Source organism: Phormidesmis sp. 146-12 (genome assembly GCF_052939495.1).
In genome coordinates this window covers 1-16,488 of sequence record NZ_JBJPHS010000054.1, presented here as the reverse complement: position 1 = coordinate 16,488, position 16,488 = coordinate 1, and the positions used below count along the sequence as shown (strand labels likewise).

The following is a 16,488-nucleotide window of genomic DNA, read 5'->3' as shown; positions in this document are numbered from 1 at the left end:
ATGACTCAGCCGTTAATTGGCATTATTATGGGCAGCGATTCTGACTTGCCGACGATGCAGGGCGCGATCGCAGTTTGCGAAGAATTTAATATCTCTTATGAAGTGAGAATTGTCTCGGCGCATCGCACGCCCGATCGCATGGTGGACTATGCCAAACAAGCACACCCGCGAGGAATTAAGGTGATTGTAGCCGGGGCAGGAGGGGCGGCTCATTTGCCAGGAATGGTGGCCGCACTGACTCCTTTACCTGTGATTGGCGTACCTGTGGCGAGTCGTCATTTACAAGGGTTGGATTCTTTATATTCAATTGTGCAAATGCCTGCTGGAATTCCGGTGGCGACGGTGGCGATCGGCAATGCCAGAAATGCTGGATTATTAGCGATACAAATTTTGGCAACTCACAATTCAGAGCTTTTACAACAGGTGCAAAATTATCGTCAAAGTCTTGCTGACACCGTGATGAAGAAACAAGCAAAATTGGATGAGATTGGATATGAACAATATTTGAGGGATGAGGGATGAGGGATGAAAGGATTAGTGTGTATTCTCAACTTCTGAATTCTAAGATCTTATGAATTTTTGGGCATCGCTGAGTCCAAATATGAATGGTTGAGGGCAAAAGTCCGGAAGTCCCCAGAATTGGAGGGTTGGGGGGCAGAAGTCCAAGACAACGAAGCAAAAAAATAGATCAAATTTAAGTTAACAAAACAGGGTTAATCAACATCATGATCAAATATCTTTTACCGTTGCCTATTAGCTTTTTAGTGATGGTAGTGACTTGTTCGCAATCGGCTATTGCAGAAAACCTACAGCCGTCAGCCTCGATCGCCGCCTCTCCGCCCAAGACAAGTGCTAATCATTTGACGCAGCTTTTTAGTCGAGTTTGGCGGGTCACAAAGGCACCTTCAAAGCCAGCATTGGGAAGCATTTATGTCTTTTTGCCTAACGGAACCCTTCTCCAGACCTCTTGTGTCGAGACTTACCGAATTTCAACCTGGACGATCGACAAAGCTGCCCCTCGTGTTTTGCGCGTGGTTGAAGATGGACAACTGACTTACACTGCAACGATCACTCAACTAACTGATACAACACTACAACTTCAACAAATTTTAGTTCCCAATAAGCAAAAACAAACCATCACGCTGACTGCTGTTCAACAAGAGTTTGTCTGCCCTGATTTGCCGAGATAAAGGCGGCTAAATCGAAGCAGTTTGTCTAGTTTTAGAGGGACTCGATCGCGCTTAACAACGTTTCGACGCTGGCATTGTGATCCAAGAATGAGAAAAGATGTTTGTAGCGCAGAATGCCATAACGATCGAGAACAAACTGAGCAGGTAAGGGCGCACCCAACGCTTGACCCACTTGATAAGCTCGAAACACTCGACAGCTAGAATCGGTCAACAGCGACATTTTTAGCCCCAAATCTTGAACGACTTTTTTGCTTTGAGCCGGATCAGTGCTGGTGATTAACAACAGTTCTACACCGCGATCGACAAACTGCTGATATTGCTCATTCAACGCTTTGATGTGAGGAAAACAAAACGGACAATACTGCTTTTCGGTAAAGATGCGAGTGAAGGCGAGAATCACAGGACGATCGTTTTGATAATCGGATAACTTAACAGAGCGATCGTGATTGACATCCAATAAATCAAAACTGGGAGTCACTGAACCCAACGCTAGAGAACTCGTTGCCGGAATCGGAAAAAAGTTATTTAAGAAACGCTGATTAAACAGTCCGCTAAAGTCAGTCGAAGTCAACATGCAACATCCTGGATAACAACGGCTTTCACTCTGATTTTGCCATGATTTTTTGACTGTCTCACCATCAATTCCTCAAGTCGGTTGTCCTGATTGACTGACAGATCTTTTCCAGTAGGTTGAGTTGAACTCGGTAAAACCTAATGTGAGAGAGGCGACGGTGGGTTTCGCGTTGCTCAACACCAACCTACAAAAAACGGGGGCTTCAGGCGTTTTGTCAGTCAATCAGGTCGGTTGTCAGTCAAAGGATGGATTGCAAATTCAGAACATTTTTTGCATGATCAAAGACCTCTCATTCTTTTTGCAACTGTTTTCTTAAACTTGTCAGTATGAGTTCTCATGACCCAACCTGTATAGAAGACTGGAACCGACGAGGCTGTGCCCTTTGTGTAGAAGGAGAATTTGCTGCCGCCGTCGCTGCATTTGATCAAGCGATCGCCCTCAACGCCAACAATAACAAAGCGTGGAACAATCGAGGAAATGCGCTATGTGGACTAAAGCGACCCGGAGAAGCACTGGCAGCTTACGATCGCGCCGTTGCCATTTCGCCCACTGATCATCAAGCCTGGTTTAATCGAGGACTGCTCTTGACTGAAATGATGGCTTACGGCAATGCCTTGCAGTGTTATGACCGAGCGATCGCGCTTCACCCAGATCCGCGCTATCTCCACGCTAAAGAAGGCATCTGGCTTAAAGAAAGGCTGTTTGCAGAGTGATGATCTAGGCTAAATTGCAGCGATCGTTCCTAAACTTTCTTAAATTCCTCCGAAGTTCATAAAGCCTATCGAGATTGAGTACTATACTCAGAGCTAGGGCGAAAAAATCAGCCTCCTCGCTTCAAGGTCGTCCGCTACTCATCGTCAGGAGAACTTTATGCACATTGCAGATAACGTTACCGAACTGATTGGCAAAACTCCCCTCGTTCGGCTCAATCGCATTCCTCAAGCAGAAGGCTGTGTTGCTCAGATCGTCGTCAAACTCGAAGGCATGAATCCCGCTTCTTCGGTCAAAGATCGAATTGGGGCCAGCATGATCGAGACTGCCGAAGCTGCTGGACAAATTCACCCTCAAAAAACAATCTTAGTCGAGCCGACTTCTGGCAATACGGGAATTGCGCTGGCGATGGTTGCCGCTGCAAAAGGATATCGCTTGATTTTGACGATGCCAGAAACGATGAGTCAAGAGCGACGAGCCATGCTAAAAGCTTACGGTGCACAGCTAGAACTCACCCCCGGCAGCGAAGGTATGAAAGGGGCGATTCGGCGCGCTAATGACATTGTGGCTGCTGTACCAGAAGCCTACATGCTTCAACAGTTTGAGAATCCTGCCAATCCCAAAATCCATCAAGAAACCACAGCAGAAGAGTTGTGGCGCGATACCGATGGCACGATCGACTTCCTCATCGCAGGCGTTGGCACAGGGGGAACCATCACCGGAGTGGCTGAAGTCATCAAACCGCGCAAACCAGACTTTAAGGTTGTAGCGGTCGAGCCGATGAATAGTCACGTTTTGTCGGGCGGACAGCCAGGGCCTCACAAGATTCAAGGCATCGGAGCGGGATTTGTGCCCAAGGTTTTGCGAGTGGACTTGATCGATGAAGTGATTCAGGTTGCGGATGAGGACGCGATCGCCTATGGTCGTCGTCTGGCGCGAGAAGAAGGGATTCTGTCGGGCATTTCTTCGGGGGCTGCGCTGTGTGCTGCAATCCAGGTGGCCAAACGTCCCCAAAATGCAGGAAAACTAGTTGTGATGGTTCAGCCGAGTTTTGGAGAACGCTATCTCAGTACCGCCCTGTTCCAAGATTTGCCCGATGTCGAAGTCGCCAATTTGAGAGTAGCCGCCCTTCATTAAACTGATGTAACCAGAACGAATGACTGGACGCAAGCCACGTTTTTGAACAGCAAGAACAACAAAAAGTTCGATTTTCTTGAACCCAAATAACGTAGGCGGTGCTGTTGATTAGTTTTTCGGGTGTTGCTGAATCAGGGGATGAATTGCCCCAAAGCGGCGGGAACCTCAAGGTTCAAAGTCCCCCAATTTTGGGGGATTTAGGGGGCGAAAAGATGGACACTTCCCACAGATTCATCCCTTCGATCAGCAACACTGTTTTTCGCTTCAGCCTTTAATGCCTCTGCCCCCACCCCCCCACTCTGGCGACTTTCGGACAGGATTTCCAGTTCAAAGTCATCCGCAGGGGAGGGAGTTAGGGGGCGATCGCGATTCTGCAACCGACGAAGCGAAGCATTCTCGAAGTGACGATTTTTTATTGTCCGGGTTGTCCTAGCTCGATCGCTTTCTTGACCAGATCATCGCTCACATTTCCAGTCGATCCACTGGTGCCGCTAACGTCTTTAGCCATGTCGAGATAGTCGTTAGGGTCGCCCGTCGGTTCTGCGGTGAACTTGGTTGCTTCGGGCTGAGAAACTTCAAACTTGGGAGCGGTGGCCGCTTCGGCAGCTTCTTGACCCTCGCCCGTACGATCGACTTCACTGACGCTGTATTCCTTGGAGGCTTCATAGTCGCTAGAGACATCGACTTGAGGAGCGGGACGATCGCCTTCGGCAATTTCTTCGGCAGCCTGTTGAGCGTCGTAGGTTTGGTTCACATTGTTAATATCTGACATAAAAACTCCTGTTATTGATTTCTTGACCGCCATCGCTGGCTAACTATCTTGAGATGCTGTCACCGTAGCAGAGTGATCCCCGTAGTTCTGAACCGTCTGAGGGCAGATCTTGAACCTCTTTCGTAAGAGAGACTTCACTTCGGTCGGAGGATGGGCGACGATGAATTGTAAAGCCTGATACCTCTTTAATGAATACGAATTATTTTTTGGAGATAACTCATGGCTCAGTCTGCAAACCAAAACACGGTGCGTTCTGAATATTTGGACGAAAAAACCCAACAGACGATCGCCGCCTATGACAAGTTGGGCACTGACGATAAGTTAGCGCTGCTGTATTACGTTTATGAAAAAATGGGAGCGTCGGTCACGCCTGCGGCCCCTGCGGCCACCGAGCCAGAATTAGCGCCGATCTTGATGGAAGAGTTTTACAATCTTTCTCACGACAATCAGATGAATGTGATGCGTGACATCGTAAATCGAGCGGATACCGAATATTCTCACGCCTACGGAGCACTTAAGGAAAATAACCAACTGATGGTCTGGTACGCCTGGGCCCAAGCAATGGGAGAAACGGTGGTCGGAATGCCCGAAGGCTACAGTCCCTCTGAGGCGGTAAGCAATGCGTTGGGCGCGATCGAGTCCCTGGAGTTTGAAGAACAAATTTCGTTATTGCGCGAGATTGCGAGTGGAATGGGCTATACCAACGTGCAACCGATCGAGACACAGGCAGAAACCGGAAAAACGGCAAGTTTGTAATCCAATTTAGGATCATTTAGGTCAACAAGGTGGGGGTGTTTTTGCCAATGCTCCCACATAGCAAATCATGAAGGCAGCAAATTACAAATGGATGATTAAAATAACATAATCGCCGTACTGAGAAAGCAACTCAAAAAACAGTCACTTGTAATACTTTTCAACCCTGCGGTGAATGCGAAAATTCACCCATCCTTAACGCTGGAATGTGGGTGTTATGAGTAGCTCCATTAAATCGCAGACGGCTGCAAAGTCTCTGGTTGAAGAAGATTATCCATTGAGTCCGGTGCCGTGGAGTGAGCGGCGATCGATCTGGTCGTTGGCTCCCTTGTTGATGGGGTTTGCGCTGACTTCGACGACGCTGTTTGCGGGGGGAAAGGTTGGCCCGGCGTTTCGATTTGCGCCTGACTTAATCAGCATTATTCTAATCGGAAATCTGATTTTGGGTCTCTACTGCTCTGCGTTGGGCTACATTGCTTACAAAAGCGGGCTGTCTACGGTGCTGATGGCGCGATTTAGTTTTGGTAATATTGGGTCTCGCTGGGTTGATTTTATTCTCGGTTTTACGCAGATTGGCTGGTATGCTTACACGTCTGCGCTGGTGGGCGATGTCGTTAACAAGCTATTAGGAATTCCGCCTTCCTGGAACTGGTTGAGCATTTTGTTTTTTACTTATGCGTTTTGCTCAACGGCTTATATTGGCTATCGAGCGATGGATTGGCTAAGTCGGCTGGCCGTGCCCCTGATGGTGATTTTGATCTTGTGGAGTCTCGTGATCGCCACCCACCAAGTCGGCGGATTTGCGGGCATCCAAGCGATCGCGCCTACGGCACAACTCAGTGTCGGTCAGGCACTCACCGTAATTGTCGCAACTTTCATCTCTGGCGGAACGCAATCAACCAACTGGAGCCGCTTTGCCAACTCAGGCGGAACCGCGATCGGGGGCACTTTGGCCGCCTTTTTGGGAGTCAATGGTCTGATGGTGTTTGCCGGAGCCTATTGCGCGCTGGTCTATGGCAATCAAGATATTGTGCAGGTGATGGCTCAACAAGGCATTCTCTTAGGTGGAATTGTTTTGTTGTTGCTCAATATTTGGACGACGCAAGATAATACCATTTATGCGTTTGCGGTAGCCAGTGCAAATATGTTTCGGATTAATAAACGAACTGTGTTTGTGTTGGGAGGAGCGACGATCGCCTTGGTGTTAGCCTGGGCAGGTATCTATGAGATGTTGGTGCCCTACCTGATCTTTTTGGGGACTGTGATTCCTCCGGTTGGCGGGATCATTATGGCGGATTTCTGGTTTTATCGTCAGGGGCAGTTCCCTTCGTTAGATGAAACTCAACCTGCTTTTAATTGGGCTGGTATTATCAGCTATGTGGTCGCTTCTGTTGTAGCTTATATTTCGTCTAACAATCAGACGGGTATTGTCTTTTTTGATATCGCTCCTGTGAATGGCGTGATCGTGGCAGCGGTCTTGTATGTGATTTTGTCGAAGGTCTTATTGAAACCGCTATCGCTGGTTTAATTTGAGCAAAGGAGCCAGTTCTTCATCAGTCAGATCGCGCCATTGTCCGGGTGCCAGCCCTTCTAGACGCAGGTGCCCGATCGCCACTCTCACCAATCTCAGAGTCGGAAATCCAATGGCGGCGGTCATTTTTCTCACCTGTCGGTTGTGTCCTTCGGTGAGGGTGATTTCGAGCCAGGCCGTAGGAACTGTTTTACGAAAGCGAACGGGCGGGTCGCGGGGCGGTAAGGTGGGTTCTTGAGGGAGAAGCGAAACGATCGCGGGTCGAGTTTTGTAGTGTTGAATCTGAATGCCTGTTCGCAGTGGCTCCAACAAGTCGTCAGTGGGACTGCGATCGACCTGCACCCAATAGGTTCGAGGATGCTCAAATTTGGGGTCACTCAATCGATGCTGTAAGGCTCCGTGATTGGTCAACAACATCAGCCCTTCGCTATCTTGATCTAGTCGCCCCACCGGATACACTGACGGCACGGGAATATAGTCTTTTAGCGTTTGGCGCTCCTGAGTCGGACTCTCATCCGTAAACTGGCTCAATACGTTGTAAGGCTTGTGGAATATCAGATAGCGATACATTCAGACGTTTAAGGGTGAATTCTATAAAGCTTTTTCGCTTCGATGTAGAGTGCTTCTGCCCCCCAACCCCTCAATTTCGCGGGACTTCGGACTTTTGCCCTCAACCATTCATATTCGGACTCAGTGATGTAGAGAAGCTCATAGGAACCCTCATCCTTCAATTCACTCTGGCTCGAAAGCGAACAAACCCAAAGTTATTGCCCGCCGTATTAGGAATCGTACCCAAATCAAACAGCGCCGCTCCTCTAGCATTAGTCTGATCAGGGCAGGAATTATTGGGCGGCAATGGCGCTAACGGAGAGAAGAAACTGCCGCCTGGGGCTTCAGAATTGGCGCGTCTAATCGATAAACTGTTTGCGACAAACGTCGTCCCCACAGGAATCGGATCGCAAATATTCGCCAGAAAAGCAGGCTGAGTGCCATCCGAGAGATAGTAGACAGTGTATTCAACTTCATCGCCCGATCGCAGCGGATTGGCTCGATCGACCGTCGCCAGCCCAACCGGAGAAAGCTGAGAAAATCCAGGGGCGGTGTCGTTGATATCGCCAGGGTCATCGACAAATTGAGTAAATCGAGTCTGCGCCCCTCCACGAGTCAAGGCGGTAATGCGTTTGACTAAGCGAAACTGAGACAGCAAATTGACGGGCGTGGGCGTATTGTCGTCTCCAGGGTTGCCATTGTTGTTTGCGTCGGGGGTGGTGCCGTTGGTCGAAGTGTCGGTAACCGGATTGTTGTCGGGATCTCTAGCGGTGCCGATCGCTGTGTTTAAGAAAGTTCTGGTGACAGTGCCGGGGGTGAGTCGCACACTAAAATTAATCGTTGCGGTCTGCCCAAAAGTCAGAATATCCGTTCCGGCAAGCAAGTTAGTATCGCTGGTGCCATTAAAAGTGGGATTGACGCGCAGCGCACTACTTTGAAGCGAACCAGGGACAATACTAAACGCAGGCACTCCGGCAAAGGTTTGACTCAGATCTTCGGTGACTTGCAGACTGGTGAGATTGACCTGAGACGGATTTTGTACCGTGATCAGATAAGGAACTGTAAACGTGCCGTCGTTGTTGTTGACCGGAACGCCCACCTGTTTTGCAACGCCTAACTGAGGTTGAGGAACCGGAACCAGCGATCGCACGACGAGATTCTGAATTTCGTGAAAGTTGGTAAACGTGCCCGTAGAAGCGGCAAACCCAAATCGGAAGCGATCGGGCAATCCGGGAGGCGCGGGGCGTTCGGGAATTACTATGACAAAGCCTGCCCCAAAGTCGATTTCGACCTGCACGGTTGGGTTGGTTCCAGGTCGTAAGGTGATGCGGGCGGTGCGGCGGGCAGCAGTCCGAACGGTGGTAGGAACATCGATGCCTTCAGGACGAGTGCCAGAGTTTGCCAGAAAGCAGTATCCCGTGGTGCCATTTCCTGGCCCGCGAAGGGTTACTGAGTCAGGAACGCCCGTGCGGGTGGCAGCATCCGGATCGCGTCCAAATGGAGACACTTCACACCCAGGGGGAGGAGCGCCCGGAGGAAAAAATCCTGCGCCTCTGCCTTCTGCATCGTTGGCGAAATTGCCAAATTCATCGAAACCAATGCCGAGATAGCCGCCTGCGATTCCAGGTTCATCAGGGACGACACCGCCAAAACTGCGTTGAGCATATCCCAACGATCCGCCAAACGAGCCTGCCTGGGTGGGAGTCGCCTGAGAGTCAATCAAAAAGAAGGTGATCCCGTCTGCCCGTTGCTCACCAATGCCGTTAAAAGAGAAAAAGTCGAAGGTAATCGATAGCCCAAACTGCGATTGGATGAAGCGATCGTAGATCACAAACCCTCGCTGTTCGGTTCCATTGGAGGTAATGCGTAAGGCTCCACTGCCTACCGTATCGGTTGCCCCTTCGACACAAGAAGGAATGCTGGGAGGGATGGCCGTAGCGGGGGTGGCAGCGGTCAGACAGGGAAATCCGCCGATGCCGCCAGAGAGAAACACATCGGTCGTCGCCGCACCGCGAAAGGTTTCTTGAAAGAGAATTGTCTGGGCGCTCACTGATGAGCCAAGCGAGTTGAGCAAGAGGGCCGTCAAACCTCCGGTGAGCCAAGTCCAGGAGTGAGCGGCTTTGAGCGTAAGCGGGTTCCAAAATCTGCGTTGCATTACCTTCCACCTCTAGCTGGTTCCAGTTGCAAATCTTCTTCCTGGACGAAGACTTCAATATCACGAGCATCTTTGTAGATGACTTCGACGCGGCGATCGCGAGCAAAATCCAATCGAGTGTTTCCGTCTGAGCGTCGCTGTCGTTCGCCAAACGATCGAATCGTCATCCGCGCGGAATTGATGCCTTTGCGAATTAGATAGTTGCGGACTGAAAGGGCCCGGCGTTGACCTAATCGCTGGTTGTAGTCATCGCTGGCGCGGGGGTCGGTGTGGCCTTGCAGTTCTAAAATAATCGTGGGATTGGCGAGAACGACGGCGGCAATTCGATCCAACACGCTGGCGCTTTCGGGGCTGATGTAGGACTGATCGAGGGCAAAGTGAACGTTTTTGGGCACCGTAATTCGGACGGGAACGTTGGGTTCAGGCGTGGGGGTCGGCGGAGTAGGCACTTGAGCGATCGGCGGCGTGACGCAGGTAGGAGTGGCACTGGTCGGCGGCTGAAGGTTGGGTGGAGTGGTAGTTTCGGCGGTGCGAACGATCGTATTCAAGGCAGGTTCCGAGGTGCCATAGTTGGGATTGGTGGCGATCGCGCTGATCAGATCTCCCGGCTTCAGAGTCTCTGAGGTAAAGGTAAAATTGCCCTGTTTGTCGGTTTCGGCGTTGCCAAGGGGTTCGCTGAGGGTGCCGTAGGGAGACGTGTTTTCGGTGACGCGATAGAGTTGGATTTGCGAATCGGGATCGGCTTTCCCCGTGATTTGAGCCTGAGCGCCAGAAAGAACGAAGGCCTTGGAGGTGAATTGGGGAGCGTCGATCGCCCCGTTTCCGGTATCTTTGCGGCGATTGGGTGAGTTTCTAAAGGGGTTGATGCCGTCTCCTTTTTGGTAGGCTTGGACGCTGACATTTCCCTGAGTCACCAGATCGATGCTGAGTCCTTCGAGGTTGGCGAATCGGTTGTTGGCGATCGTATTGCGCCGACTGAGCGGAAAGGCTGCCACCACAACGCCTGACCCTGCTTGATTTGTGATCAGATTGCCTGTCACCTGATGGTTGTTGCCCATGAGATAGACGGCGGCGCGACGAAATCGACGGCCGTTGTAGGTAATGCGATTGTCTCTAATTTGGGTGGCTCCTTCTGGCTTAAATAAGTAAACGCCTGACCCATCGTTGCCGCAGATTAAGTTACCAGAAATTTCGGATTGATCGATGTTGCCTTCGAGTCTGATCGCATCGGGCATTCCGGCCAGGCCGTTGGCGACGATCGCATTCTCAGTCACCTGTAAATTGGTGGAATTGACCGACGTAATAATGGCGCTGCCGTCGTGGTTGGCGATCCAGTTGCGCCGAATTGTAGTACCTGTGCTGTTGAAGACCGAAACGCCAAAGGCTGAAGTCGTCGGCGGCACACTCTGATCGGGACGAATACCCAGCCAGTTGTTTTCGATCACGACATTTTTGGGCGGCACATCATCGCTGTAAAAGGGCGCAAAATTAGCAGGTGTCGGCTGTTTGCGGATATCCGGGGGCGGCAGGCGGTGAGCGATGAAAATATCGGCGGGTGGCGTGCGGGCCGTGTCATCAACATCATCGTTAAACCCATACAAACTCAGGCCGCGAATCGTCACATTGTCTGAAGTGATGGTCAACCCTCGCGGCACAAACGTATTCTGAACAGGCGTAATCTCGACGATCGGCTGCACTAGGGGCAGTTCGGCAATCACCGCTTTATCGGCTTCGTATCCGGTTTGGGTGGTGCCATCGATCGTCACGGGAGCCACGATCGCCGGGAGTTCTCGCCCGACTCGAATGATGGTTTGTCCCGATGGAAGCTGAAAGTCGATTTGCGAGGTGGATTCGTTGATGACTGAAACTTGAGACTTCTCAGCGTCACTCAATCGATCGACTGGTAAGGTGCCGTTAATCAGTTCGATCGCTTCTCGGAGTGTCAGACTACTATCTGCCTGTACGCTGTCCTGATCGCTGTTGACTACGATTTTGAATCGCGTTGGCGTTTGGGCAAAGGTTGAAGACGGAATGAGCGAACTGTAACTTATTAATAACAGCAGTGATGCAAATCCTGTTTTCATGTTCATTCTGTCACTCCTCTCACGACCGCCTCAGCGGATTGATCCCGAATCATCGACTGGATTATCGGAGACAACATTTGTGATTGCGGCGATATGTCTGGTTGTGTGGCCACAGGTTTTATCTGGGATTCTTGCTGCTGTTGAGGCGGGACGACTCGCTGTAATCCAAATCCGTTAAACAATTCATTGAGCTTAAAGGAGAGCGTTACATAAAAGCCACCCTTCGATCGACTGCCTTCAAAGTCGCGATCGTTGTTGATTTCTCCAAAGCTGTAACCCACGGCGGCTCTCAGGTTAGGCGTGAGATAATAGCCAACTTCAGCCAAAAATCCGAATTCATTAAAGCCTGTCACCGACTGCCCGATCCAGCGCACTTCTCCACCCAAATCCCAGTTGTATCCCAGTCGATAAGTGGTGCGAAGCTGTCCGAGTGAGATGGCATTCGTGCCCAGCAAATCTCTGGCTAACGTAGACTGAGCGCTACGGATCGCATACTTGCCATAAAACTCCCAGCGAAAATTGGGGGCATAAATGGCTTCGATCGCTCCTAAATGAACTTTTGCCCCCGATCCCGTCCCAAAGAGTAGCGAGGTGGGAGTCGCATCCGGATTTTGGCGATATTCGTAGCGAAACAGTAGATTTAATTTGTCGCTGTTGGGGTCACGATAGGCTAAACCGACTTTGAGATTTGTGGTGTCGCCCAATCCGGTGAGCAGTTGGTTAGCCGCATTTGCTTGTTGAAATCGTACCAACGCAGTTAAAGCGGGCGAAATTTTTCCGGCGGCTCCGGCTGACCAGAAGGTGTCGTTTCCGAGTGAAGAATTGCGTCGCTCAAATCGGGCACTCGCCTTAAAGTCAGGATTGTCGCTATACTCAACGCCCACACTGTAGCTGTCTCCCGAACTCACCCCCAGCGAGGAGGAACTTTGCCCCACGGCGTAAGGCTGCGCGAACTGTTGACCTGCGGCCGTATAGGCAAAAAGATCGCCAAAAATTCGTTCATACCCCAGGTTAATTCTCAAGCCCGGTGACAAGCGAATCCGATGATTTAAGCCGATCGCACCCTGTCCCGTCGTGCCATTGATCCCATTCAGAACTGAGTAGCGTCCTGTGAGCGAGGTATCGTCTGAAAGTTTGCGATCGATAATCGTATCCAGACTGGTGATTGAGTTGCTAGAAAACTGTCCGCCTGAGAGAAACTGCTGCGCCAGTCGCATCGTCACGCCCGGAGAAACTTTCCAATCTAATCCGACGGTGGTTCGACTGGGATAAAGCGGATCGTCGTCACCGAGGCTGAGTTCGTTTTGGGCGCGAAACAGCAGCGTTTTGGTCAACGGCACCGATAAGCGAGACACTAATTGATTGCTGTCTTGATCAAGGTTGTTGGTCGCGCGATCGTCACGAGTCCGATTGACCCAATCAAAACTCAACGCCGACTCCCCGATTTTTTGCTCAAATCCAGCGCTGATCATCGTCAAACTGTTGTCTACTCGCCCGATCCGAAACGGTTCTTGACCACATCGCGCCAACCCCGGCGTATCACAAAAAAGATTGCTGCTGGGATTGAATAAATCGGTTCCCAATCCAAATCCTGAAGCGATGCCGTAGTTGATTTCGCGATCGACCTGCGCCCGAAACTGCGTCGAAGCCCCAATCTTAGCGGCAATATCTCCACCGTAGCGCGTCTGTCCGGGGACGAAACTCAAGGTGGCATTGTTAGAGAAATTCTCATCCACCGATCGGTAATAGCCCCGCGCCAACACCCCCGCAAATAAAGACGTTTTCGCCTCTAAACGGTAGGCTGACCCTTCGACATCGCCCAAAAAGGGATCGGCATTGGTCGATCGGGCAAACTCCGCAACGATCTGACCGTCTTTGCCAAACGAGAACAGCGCATCGGCTCCATACAGTTCAAAGTCACGACTGCCGCGATCTTCTCTCAGGTAGCTGACTCCCGCCCAGCTTTCTCGCTGCACTTCTCGCGAAAAGTTGTAGCGTGCCCGTCCTGCATAAAGGTTAGTGCCGCCCGTTCCGATGCCTTCGTACTGGTAAGTGACGACGATGCGCCGCACCAACGTTCGACCAAACAGATCAAAATCAGTCGTCTGAATGGGATTGCGAAAGGTAATCGTCCCGCGATCGTAATCAATTTCGTAATCTCGAATGCGACTGAGCGGAATGCGATCGACAATACTTCCGGGACGGTTGAGTTCTTCAGTTTCGATAAAAACGCTCTCACTCCCGCCAATCACTAAGCGACGCGACAGAAAATAGTTTCCACTCGTGCCGTTGGGAGCGATCGTATCGCGCTGAAATCCCTCCAAATTGTTGCCATACATCAACGTGGCTTGAAAATTACCGAAATTGTAATTGCCCTTAAAGCCGTGCAGTTGGCGAGATGTAGCCGTGAAATATTGCGAAGTGCTGGAGAATTCTTCAGTTTTATAATCGCCCCACATTGCATAATCAGACCCCGCCCCCGGCACTCGCGACGTGCGCTCAAATTTGAGAAACACACTGTCGATCGACGGCGTTAGATAATCGACTGTAGAACTATCGCCATAGGTGGGATAGACCTGATCACAAAACTGCGTATCGCGAAACAAGCGAGTTGTGCCGTCACAGGTTTGATTAAGCGGACGAGTGTTATTAAATGCGCCCGTAAACAGCCAATCGCCGACCTTGCCGATCGCAAACACCGACGCATCAAACCCGACTTGAGTCCCTTTGTCAAAAGAAGTCTCGCTGAGGAAATCCGCAAAACTCTTGTAGTAGTTCGTCCCGGCTGCCCCAATTCGCAAATTGATCGATCCCGATACGAGGGACGGCCGCAAATTCGTGATGAATTCTACCGTTGCGTAAGCCTCCAACGTCTGAGAAGGGTGTCTGGGTAAGGTTCCGGGATAGGCAAAGGGGGGAGGAGACGGCTTGGATTCTGGTTTAGCTTCATGAAGTCCGTCGATCGCCGCTCTCACGCGAACCTGTTTTGCCTCCAAAGTAGACTGCAACTCAGCCGAAAATCTTCCCTGTCGAGCAATGACTTGAAATCCCAGTCGATCGCTATCCTGGTCGGCTCCAATAAACTTCCCGGCACTGCTGGTCAGCGTCACCGTCACATCTTCAGAAATCGGCTGATTGTTGGCATCGAGAATCTGCCCCGAAAGCGTCACCGTCGATCGCCCGTCTGCGGGAATTCGGGAATCGCTGGCTGGCGAAAACTCAATCCGAACTGTGCCCGTTGCAGGCGTAGCGACCGGAACTTGAGCCGTTTGTTGAAGCGGGACAGACGTGAGAATTTCGGGAGCGATCGCCGAATTAGTTTCTGAATTAGTTTCTGGATTAGTTTCTGAATTAGGTTGAACCTTGAACGCTTCTACCGATCGCAAATAGTCATCCAATCCACTCGCTTGAGCAGAACTAGAGAACACGATCGCGCCCAAAATTGAGGTAAAACAACCCCATCGAATTGAGGAAACCTGCATATTACCGTCCTCCTCCATAAGTTGGCGTGACAGCAAAATTCATTCGTCCCAGACTGCCCGGAGCCAGTTTTACGAGTCGAGATTGGCTGTTATTCTCAATCCGATAGCGGTTGGGAGCCAGCGTATAGCCCGGCAGACTCGTCAAATCCAGCGTGCCAGTCCGGTAGCCTGCGATCACGTATTGCAGCGAAAACAAACCATTGGCATCCGTTGTGATCCGATTGCCGTCATCCATAAAAATCACCGCATTGGGAACGCCGGCCTCTCCAGGCTGCTGTTCGCCATCGAAATTTTTATCGACAAACACGCGACCGACGATCGTGCCGCAGTCTGACAAAATGCCCCTACGAATTCTCACTAGATAGCTCGATGAATTGCTAGAAATCGGGCCAGCCGGAGTCGTCCCCTGCGCCACTGCGAGATTTCTGCCCGTCCCTCTGATTGCGTCCGGTGAAAGCAGCGCGCCATACACGAGGGTTAGCGTCTGCCCCGGTGCCAGCGTTCCTGGAATGCTAAAGGTCACGATCGAGTTGCTGACCGTCGGCGGAGGGGGTGTGACCGTCGTGCCCCCGATCGCCGCCCGTTGAGAATTGGCCACATATTGCAAACCGAGCGGCAGCGTATCGCGAATCGTCAAATTGCTGGCGGGAAACGTCCCTGTGTTGCGAATCAGCAGCCGATAAACCACAATGTCGCCGGGTTCTGCGGCCGCCCGATCGCCCGTTTTGGCAATGTCCAGGCCCGATCGACCCGGTATGACTGCTGTAAGAGAAGTTTGATTGGAAGTTACGTCCTGCGCGGGAGTATTGGGATTGTCAGTGGTTCTAAAGCCACCGCTTGCGGAGTTGACGATCGTAGAAGTCGCCTCTTGGGTCACCGCAGGTTGAATTCGACTGTTAAAACCTCCCGTAAAGATCAACACCAATAGCAGACGCAGGATCTCACTCCCCAACGATTTCGTCAGGAATTTCATCAAAAACTCACCACACTAAGTTTGTTATCATCTCAGTTAGATCACGGAGTTGGCACCAGCGGGTTAGCTCTTGCACTTAACCCTTTTGCGAAAATTGGCTTAGTTAAATATTCTTCTTGAGCCTCAATAATGAAACTTCGAGAATGATACGGTAACTTCACTGAAATTGTGAGGAGTTTATAAAAACTTTATATTGGTTTAGTAAAGACAAATCCAAATTTTGAGAGACGTTCCCAGCAACCTATGGGAAATGAGGCAAAAACGCAGCACAAAAGCTGAAGAAATTGGAACTCAAAAAAACAGGTTCTAATCTCTCTAAATCTTTTAGTGACCAACGATCGAGCTTTGAACCCCAAATTTCCCCCTTGTTTTAAGGTGGCCAGGGGGAATCTTCTGAATCTCACCTCTGACCTGTCAATCAAGTGGGTGGTGGGTGGTTGAATGCCTTTTGATAGAGCTTTCAGCGATCGTTCTAGTAGATTTCAAGGCAGTGCGTTTCGGGTCGCTTAACACACCCTACTCCAATGGTTCGGACAGTTTTTAGTTGAGGGGATGGACAAGAAAGCTATCGATCCCT

General features: G+C 50.7%; 14 protein-coding genes. 7 read left to right on the top strand and 7 right to left on the bottom strand.

The features are described 5' to 3' along the window. Positions 1 to 522 (top strand): 5-(carboxyamino)imidazole ribonucleotide mutase, encoded by a 522-nt coding sequence (gene purE, locus ACKFKF_RS20965; protein ID WP_446869525.1) that lies wholly within the window; start codon positions 1 to 3, stop codon positions 520 to 522. 203 nt (positions 523 to 725) lie between these two features. After that, the gene (locus tag ACKFKF_RS20960; RefSeq protein WP_446869524.1) at positions 726 to 1,190 is read left to right on the top strand and encodes a hypothetical protein; all 465 of its coding nucleotides are present in this window, start codon (positions 726 to 728) and stop codon (positions 1,188 to 1,190) included. 31 nt (positions 1,191 to 1,221) lie between these two features. Here ACKFKF_RS20960 and ACKFKF_RS20955 read toward each other — a convergent pair whose 3' ends face one another. Next, entirely contained in the window at positions 1,222 to 1,764 is a 543-nt protein-coding gene (locus ACKFKF_RS20955; protein WP_446869523.1) for a peroxiredoxin family protein, read from the bottom strand. Positions 1,765 to 1,921: 157 nt separating this feature from the next. Between ACKFKF_RS20955 and ACKFKF_RS20950 the strand changes: the two genes are divergently transcribed. From ACKFKF_RS20950 to cysK, 3 genes are all read left to right on the top strand, one after another. Further along, complete coding sequence (locus tag ACKFKF_RS20950) at positions 1,922 to 2,080, top strand: hypothetical protein (protein WP_446869522.1); 159 nt, start codon at positions 1,922 to 1,924, stop codon at positions 2,078 to 2,080. A gap of 10 nt (positions 2,081 to 2,090) precedes the next feature. After that, positions 2,091 to 2,477 (top strand): tetratricopeptide repeat protein, encoded by a 387-nt coding sequence (locus ACKFKF_RS20945; protein WP_446869521.1) that lies wholly within the window; start codon positions 2,091 to 2,093, stop codon positions 2,475 to 2,477. A gap of 157 nt (positions 2,478 to 2,634) precedes the next feature. Further along, entirely contained in the window at positions 2,635 to 3,612 is a 978-nt protein-coding gene (gene cysK, locus ACKFKF_RS20940) for a cysteine synthase A (RefSeq protein WP_446869520.1), read from the top strand. A 412-nt stretch (positions 3,613 to 4,024) separates the two neighbouring features. On the opposite strand, the gene ACKFKF_RS20935 is transcribed toward cysK, so the two are convergent. Continuing rightward, positions 4,025 to 4,384 carry a hypothetical protein gene (locus tag ACKFKF_RS20935; RefSeq protein ID WP_446862562.1) on the bottom strand — a complete coding sequence of 120 codons (360 nt, stop codon included), beginning with the start codon at positions 4,382 to 4,384 and terminating at the stop codon, positions 4,025 to 4,027. A gap of 219 nt (positions 4,385 to 4,603) precedes the next feature. On the opposite strand from ACKFKF_RS20935, the gene ACKFKF_RS20930 reads away from it, so the two are divergent. Continuing rightward, positions 4,604 to 5,140 carry an orange carotenoid protein N-terminal domain-containing protein gene (locus ACKFKF_RS20930; protein WP_446862561.1) on the top strand — a complete coding sequence of 179 codons (537 nt, stop codon included), beginning with the start codon at positions 4,604 to 4,606 and terminating at the stop codon, positions 5,138 to 5,140. Positions 5,141 to 5,354: 214 nt separating this feature from the next. Then, positions 5,355 to 6,665 (top strand): cytosine permease, encoded by a 1,311-nt coding sequence (gene codB / locus ACKFKF_RS20925; protein ID WP_446869519.1) that lies wholly within the window; start codon positions 5,355 to 5,357, stop codon positions 6,663 to 6,665. Here the strand turns inward: codB and ACKFKF_RS20920 are convergent. From ACKFKF_RS20920 to ACKFKF_RS20900, 5 genes are all read right to left on the bottom strand, one after another. Further along, positions 6,651 to 7,238, bottom strand: coding sequence for a pseudouridine synthase (locus ACKFKF_RS20920; RefSeq protein WP_446869518.1), 588 nt, complete (start codon positions 7,236 to 7,238; stop codon positions 6,651 to 6,653). The genes codB and ACKFKF_RS20920 overlap by 15 nt on opposite strands. Before the next feature lie 157 nt (positions 7,239 to 7,395). Then, positions 7,396 to 9,372 carry a hypothetical protein gene (locus ACKFKF_RS20915; protein ID WP_446869517.1) on the bottom strand — a complete coding sequence of 659 codons (1,977 nt, stop codon included), beginning with the start codon at positions 9,370 to 9,372 and terminating at the stop codon, positions 7,396 to 7,398. Beyond that, positions 9,372 to 11,462 carry an OmpA family protein gene (locus ACKFKF_RS20910; protein WP_446869516.1) on the bottom strand — a complete coding sequence of 697 codons (2,091 nt, stop codon included), beginning with the start codon at positions 11,460 to 11,462 and terminating at the stop codon, positions 9,372 to 9,374. The genes ACKFKF_RS20915 and ACKFKF_RS20910 overlap by 1 nt, the downstream gene beginning before the upstream one ends. Then, positions 11,459 to 14,938 (bottom strand): Ig-like domain-containing protein, encoded by a 3,480-nt coding sequence (locus ACKFKF_RS20905; RefSeq protein WP_446869515.1) that lies wholly within the window; start codon positions 14,936 to 14,938, stop codon positions 11,459 to 11,461. The genes ACKFKF_RS20910 and ACKFKF_RS20905 overlap by 4 nt, the downstream gene beginning before the upstream one ends. A 1-nt stretch (position 14,939) precedes the next feature. After that, positions 14,940 to 15,911 (bottom strand): hypothetical protein, encoded by a 972-nt coding sequence (locus tag ACKFKF_RS20900; protein ID WP_446869513.1) that lies wholly within the window; start codon positions 15,909 to 15,911, stop codon positions 14,940 to 14,942. Positions 15,912 to 16,488: the final 577 nt, after the last annotated feature.

Bases quoted from the DNA above. Each gene is read 5' to 3' on its own strand.
- purE (WP_446869525.1), top strand. From the start codon at position 1: ATGACTCAGCCGTTAATTGGCATTATTATGGGCAGCGATTCTGACTTG.
- ACKFKF_RS20960 (WP_446869524.1), top strand. From the start codon at position 726: ATGATCAAATATCTTTTACCGTTGCCTATTAGCTTTTTAGTGATGGTA.
- ACKFKF_RS20955 (WP_446869523.1), bottom strand. From the start codon at position 1,764: ATGTTGACTTCGACTGACTTTAGCGGACTGTTTAATCAGCGTTTCTTA.
- ACKFKF_RS20945 (WP_446869521.1), top strand. From the start codon at position 2,091: ATGAGTTCTCATGACCCAACCTGTATAGAAGACTGGAACCGACGAGGC.
- cysK (WP_446869520.1), top strand. From the start codon at position 2,635: ATGCACATTGCAGATAACGTTACCGAACTGATTGGCAAAACTCCCCTC.
- ACKFKF_RS20935 (WP_446862562.1), bottom strand. From the start codon at position 4,384: ATGTCAGATATTAACAATGTGAACCAAACCTACGACGCTCAACAGGCT.
- ACKFKF_RS20930 (WP_446862561.1), top strand. From the start codon at position 4,604: ATGGCTCAGTCTGCAAACCAAAACACGGTGCGTTCTGAATATTTGGAC.
- codB (WP_446869519.1), top strand. From the start codon at position 5,355: ATGAGTAGCTCCATTAAATCGCAGACGGCTGCAAAGTCTCTGGTTGAA.
- ACKFKF_RS20920 (WP_446869518.1), bottom strand. From the start codon at position 7,238: ATGTATCGCTATCTGATATTCCACAAGCCTTACAACGTATTGAGCCAG.
- ACKFKF_RS20915 (WP_446869517.1), bottom strand. From the start codon at position 9,372: ATGCAACGCAGATTTTGGAACCCGCTTACGCTCAAAGCCGCTCACTCC.
- ACKFKF_RS20910 (WP_446869516.1), bottom strand. From the start codon at position 11,462: ATGAACATGAAAACAGGATTTGCATCACTGCTGTTATTAATAAGTTAC.
- ACKFKF_RS20905 (WP_446869515.1), bottom strand. From the start codon at position 14,938: ATGCAGGTTTCCTCAATTCGATGGGGTTGTTTTACCTCAATTTTGGGC.
- ACKFKF_RS20900 (WP_446869513.1), bottom strand. From the start codon at position 15,911: ATGAAATTCCTGACGAAATCGTTGGGGAGTGAGATCCTGCGTCTGCTA.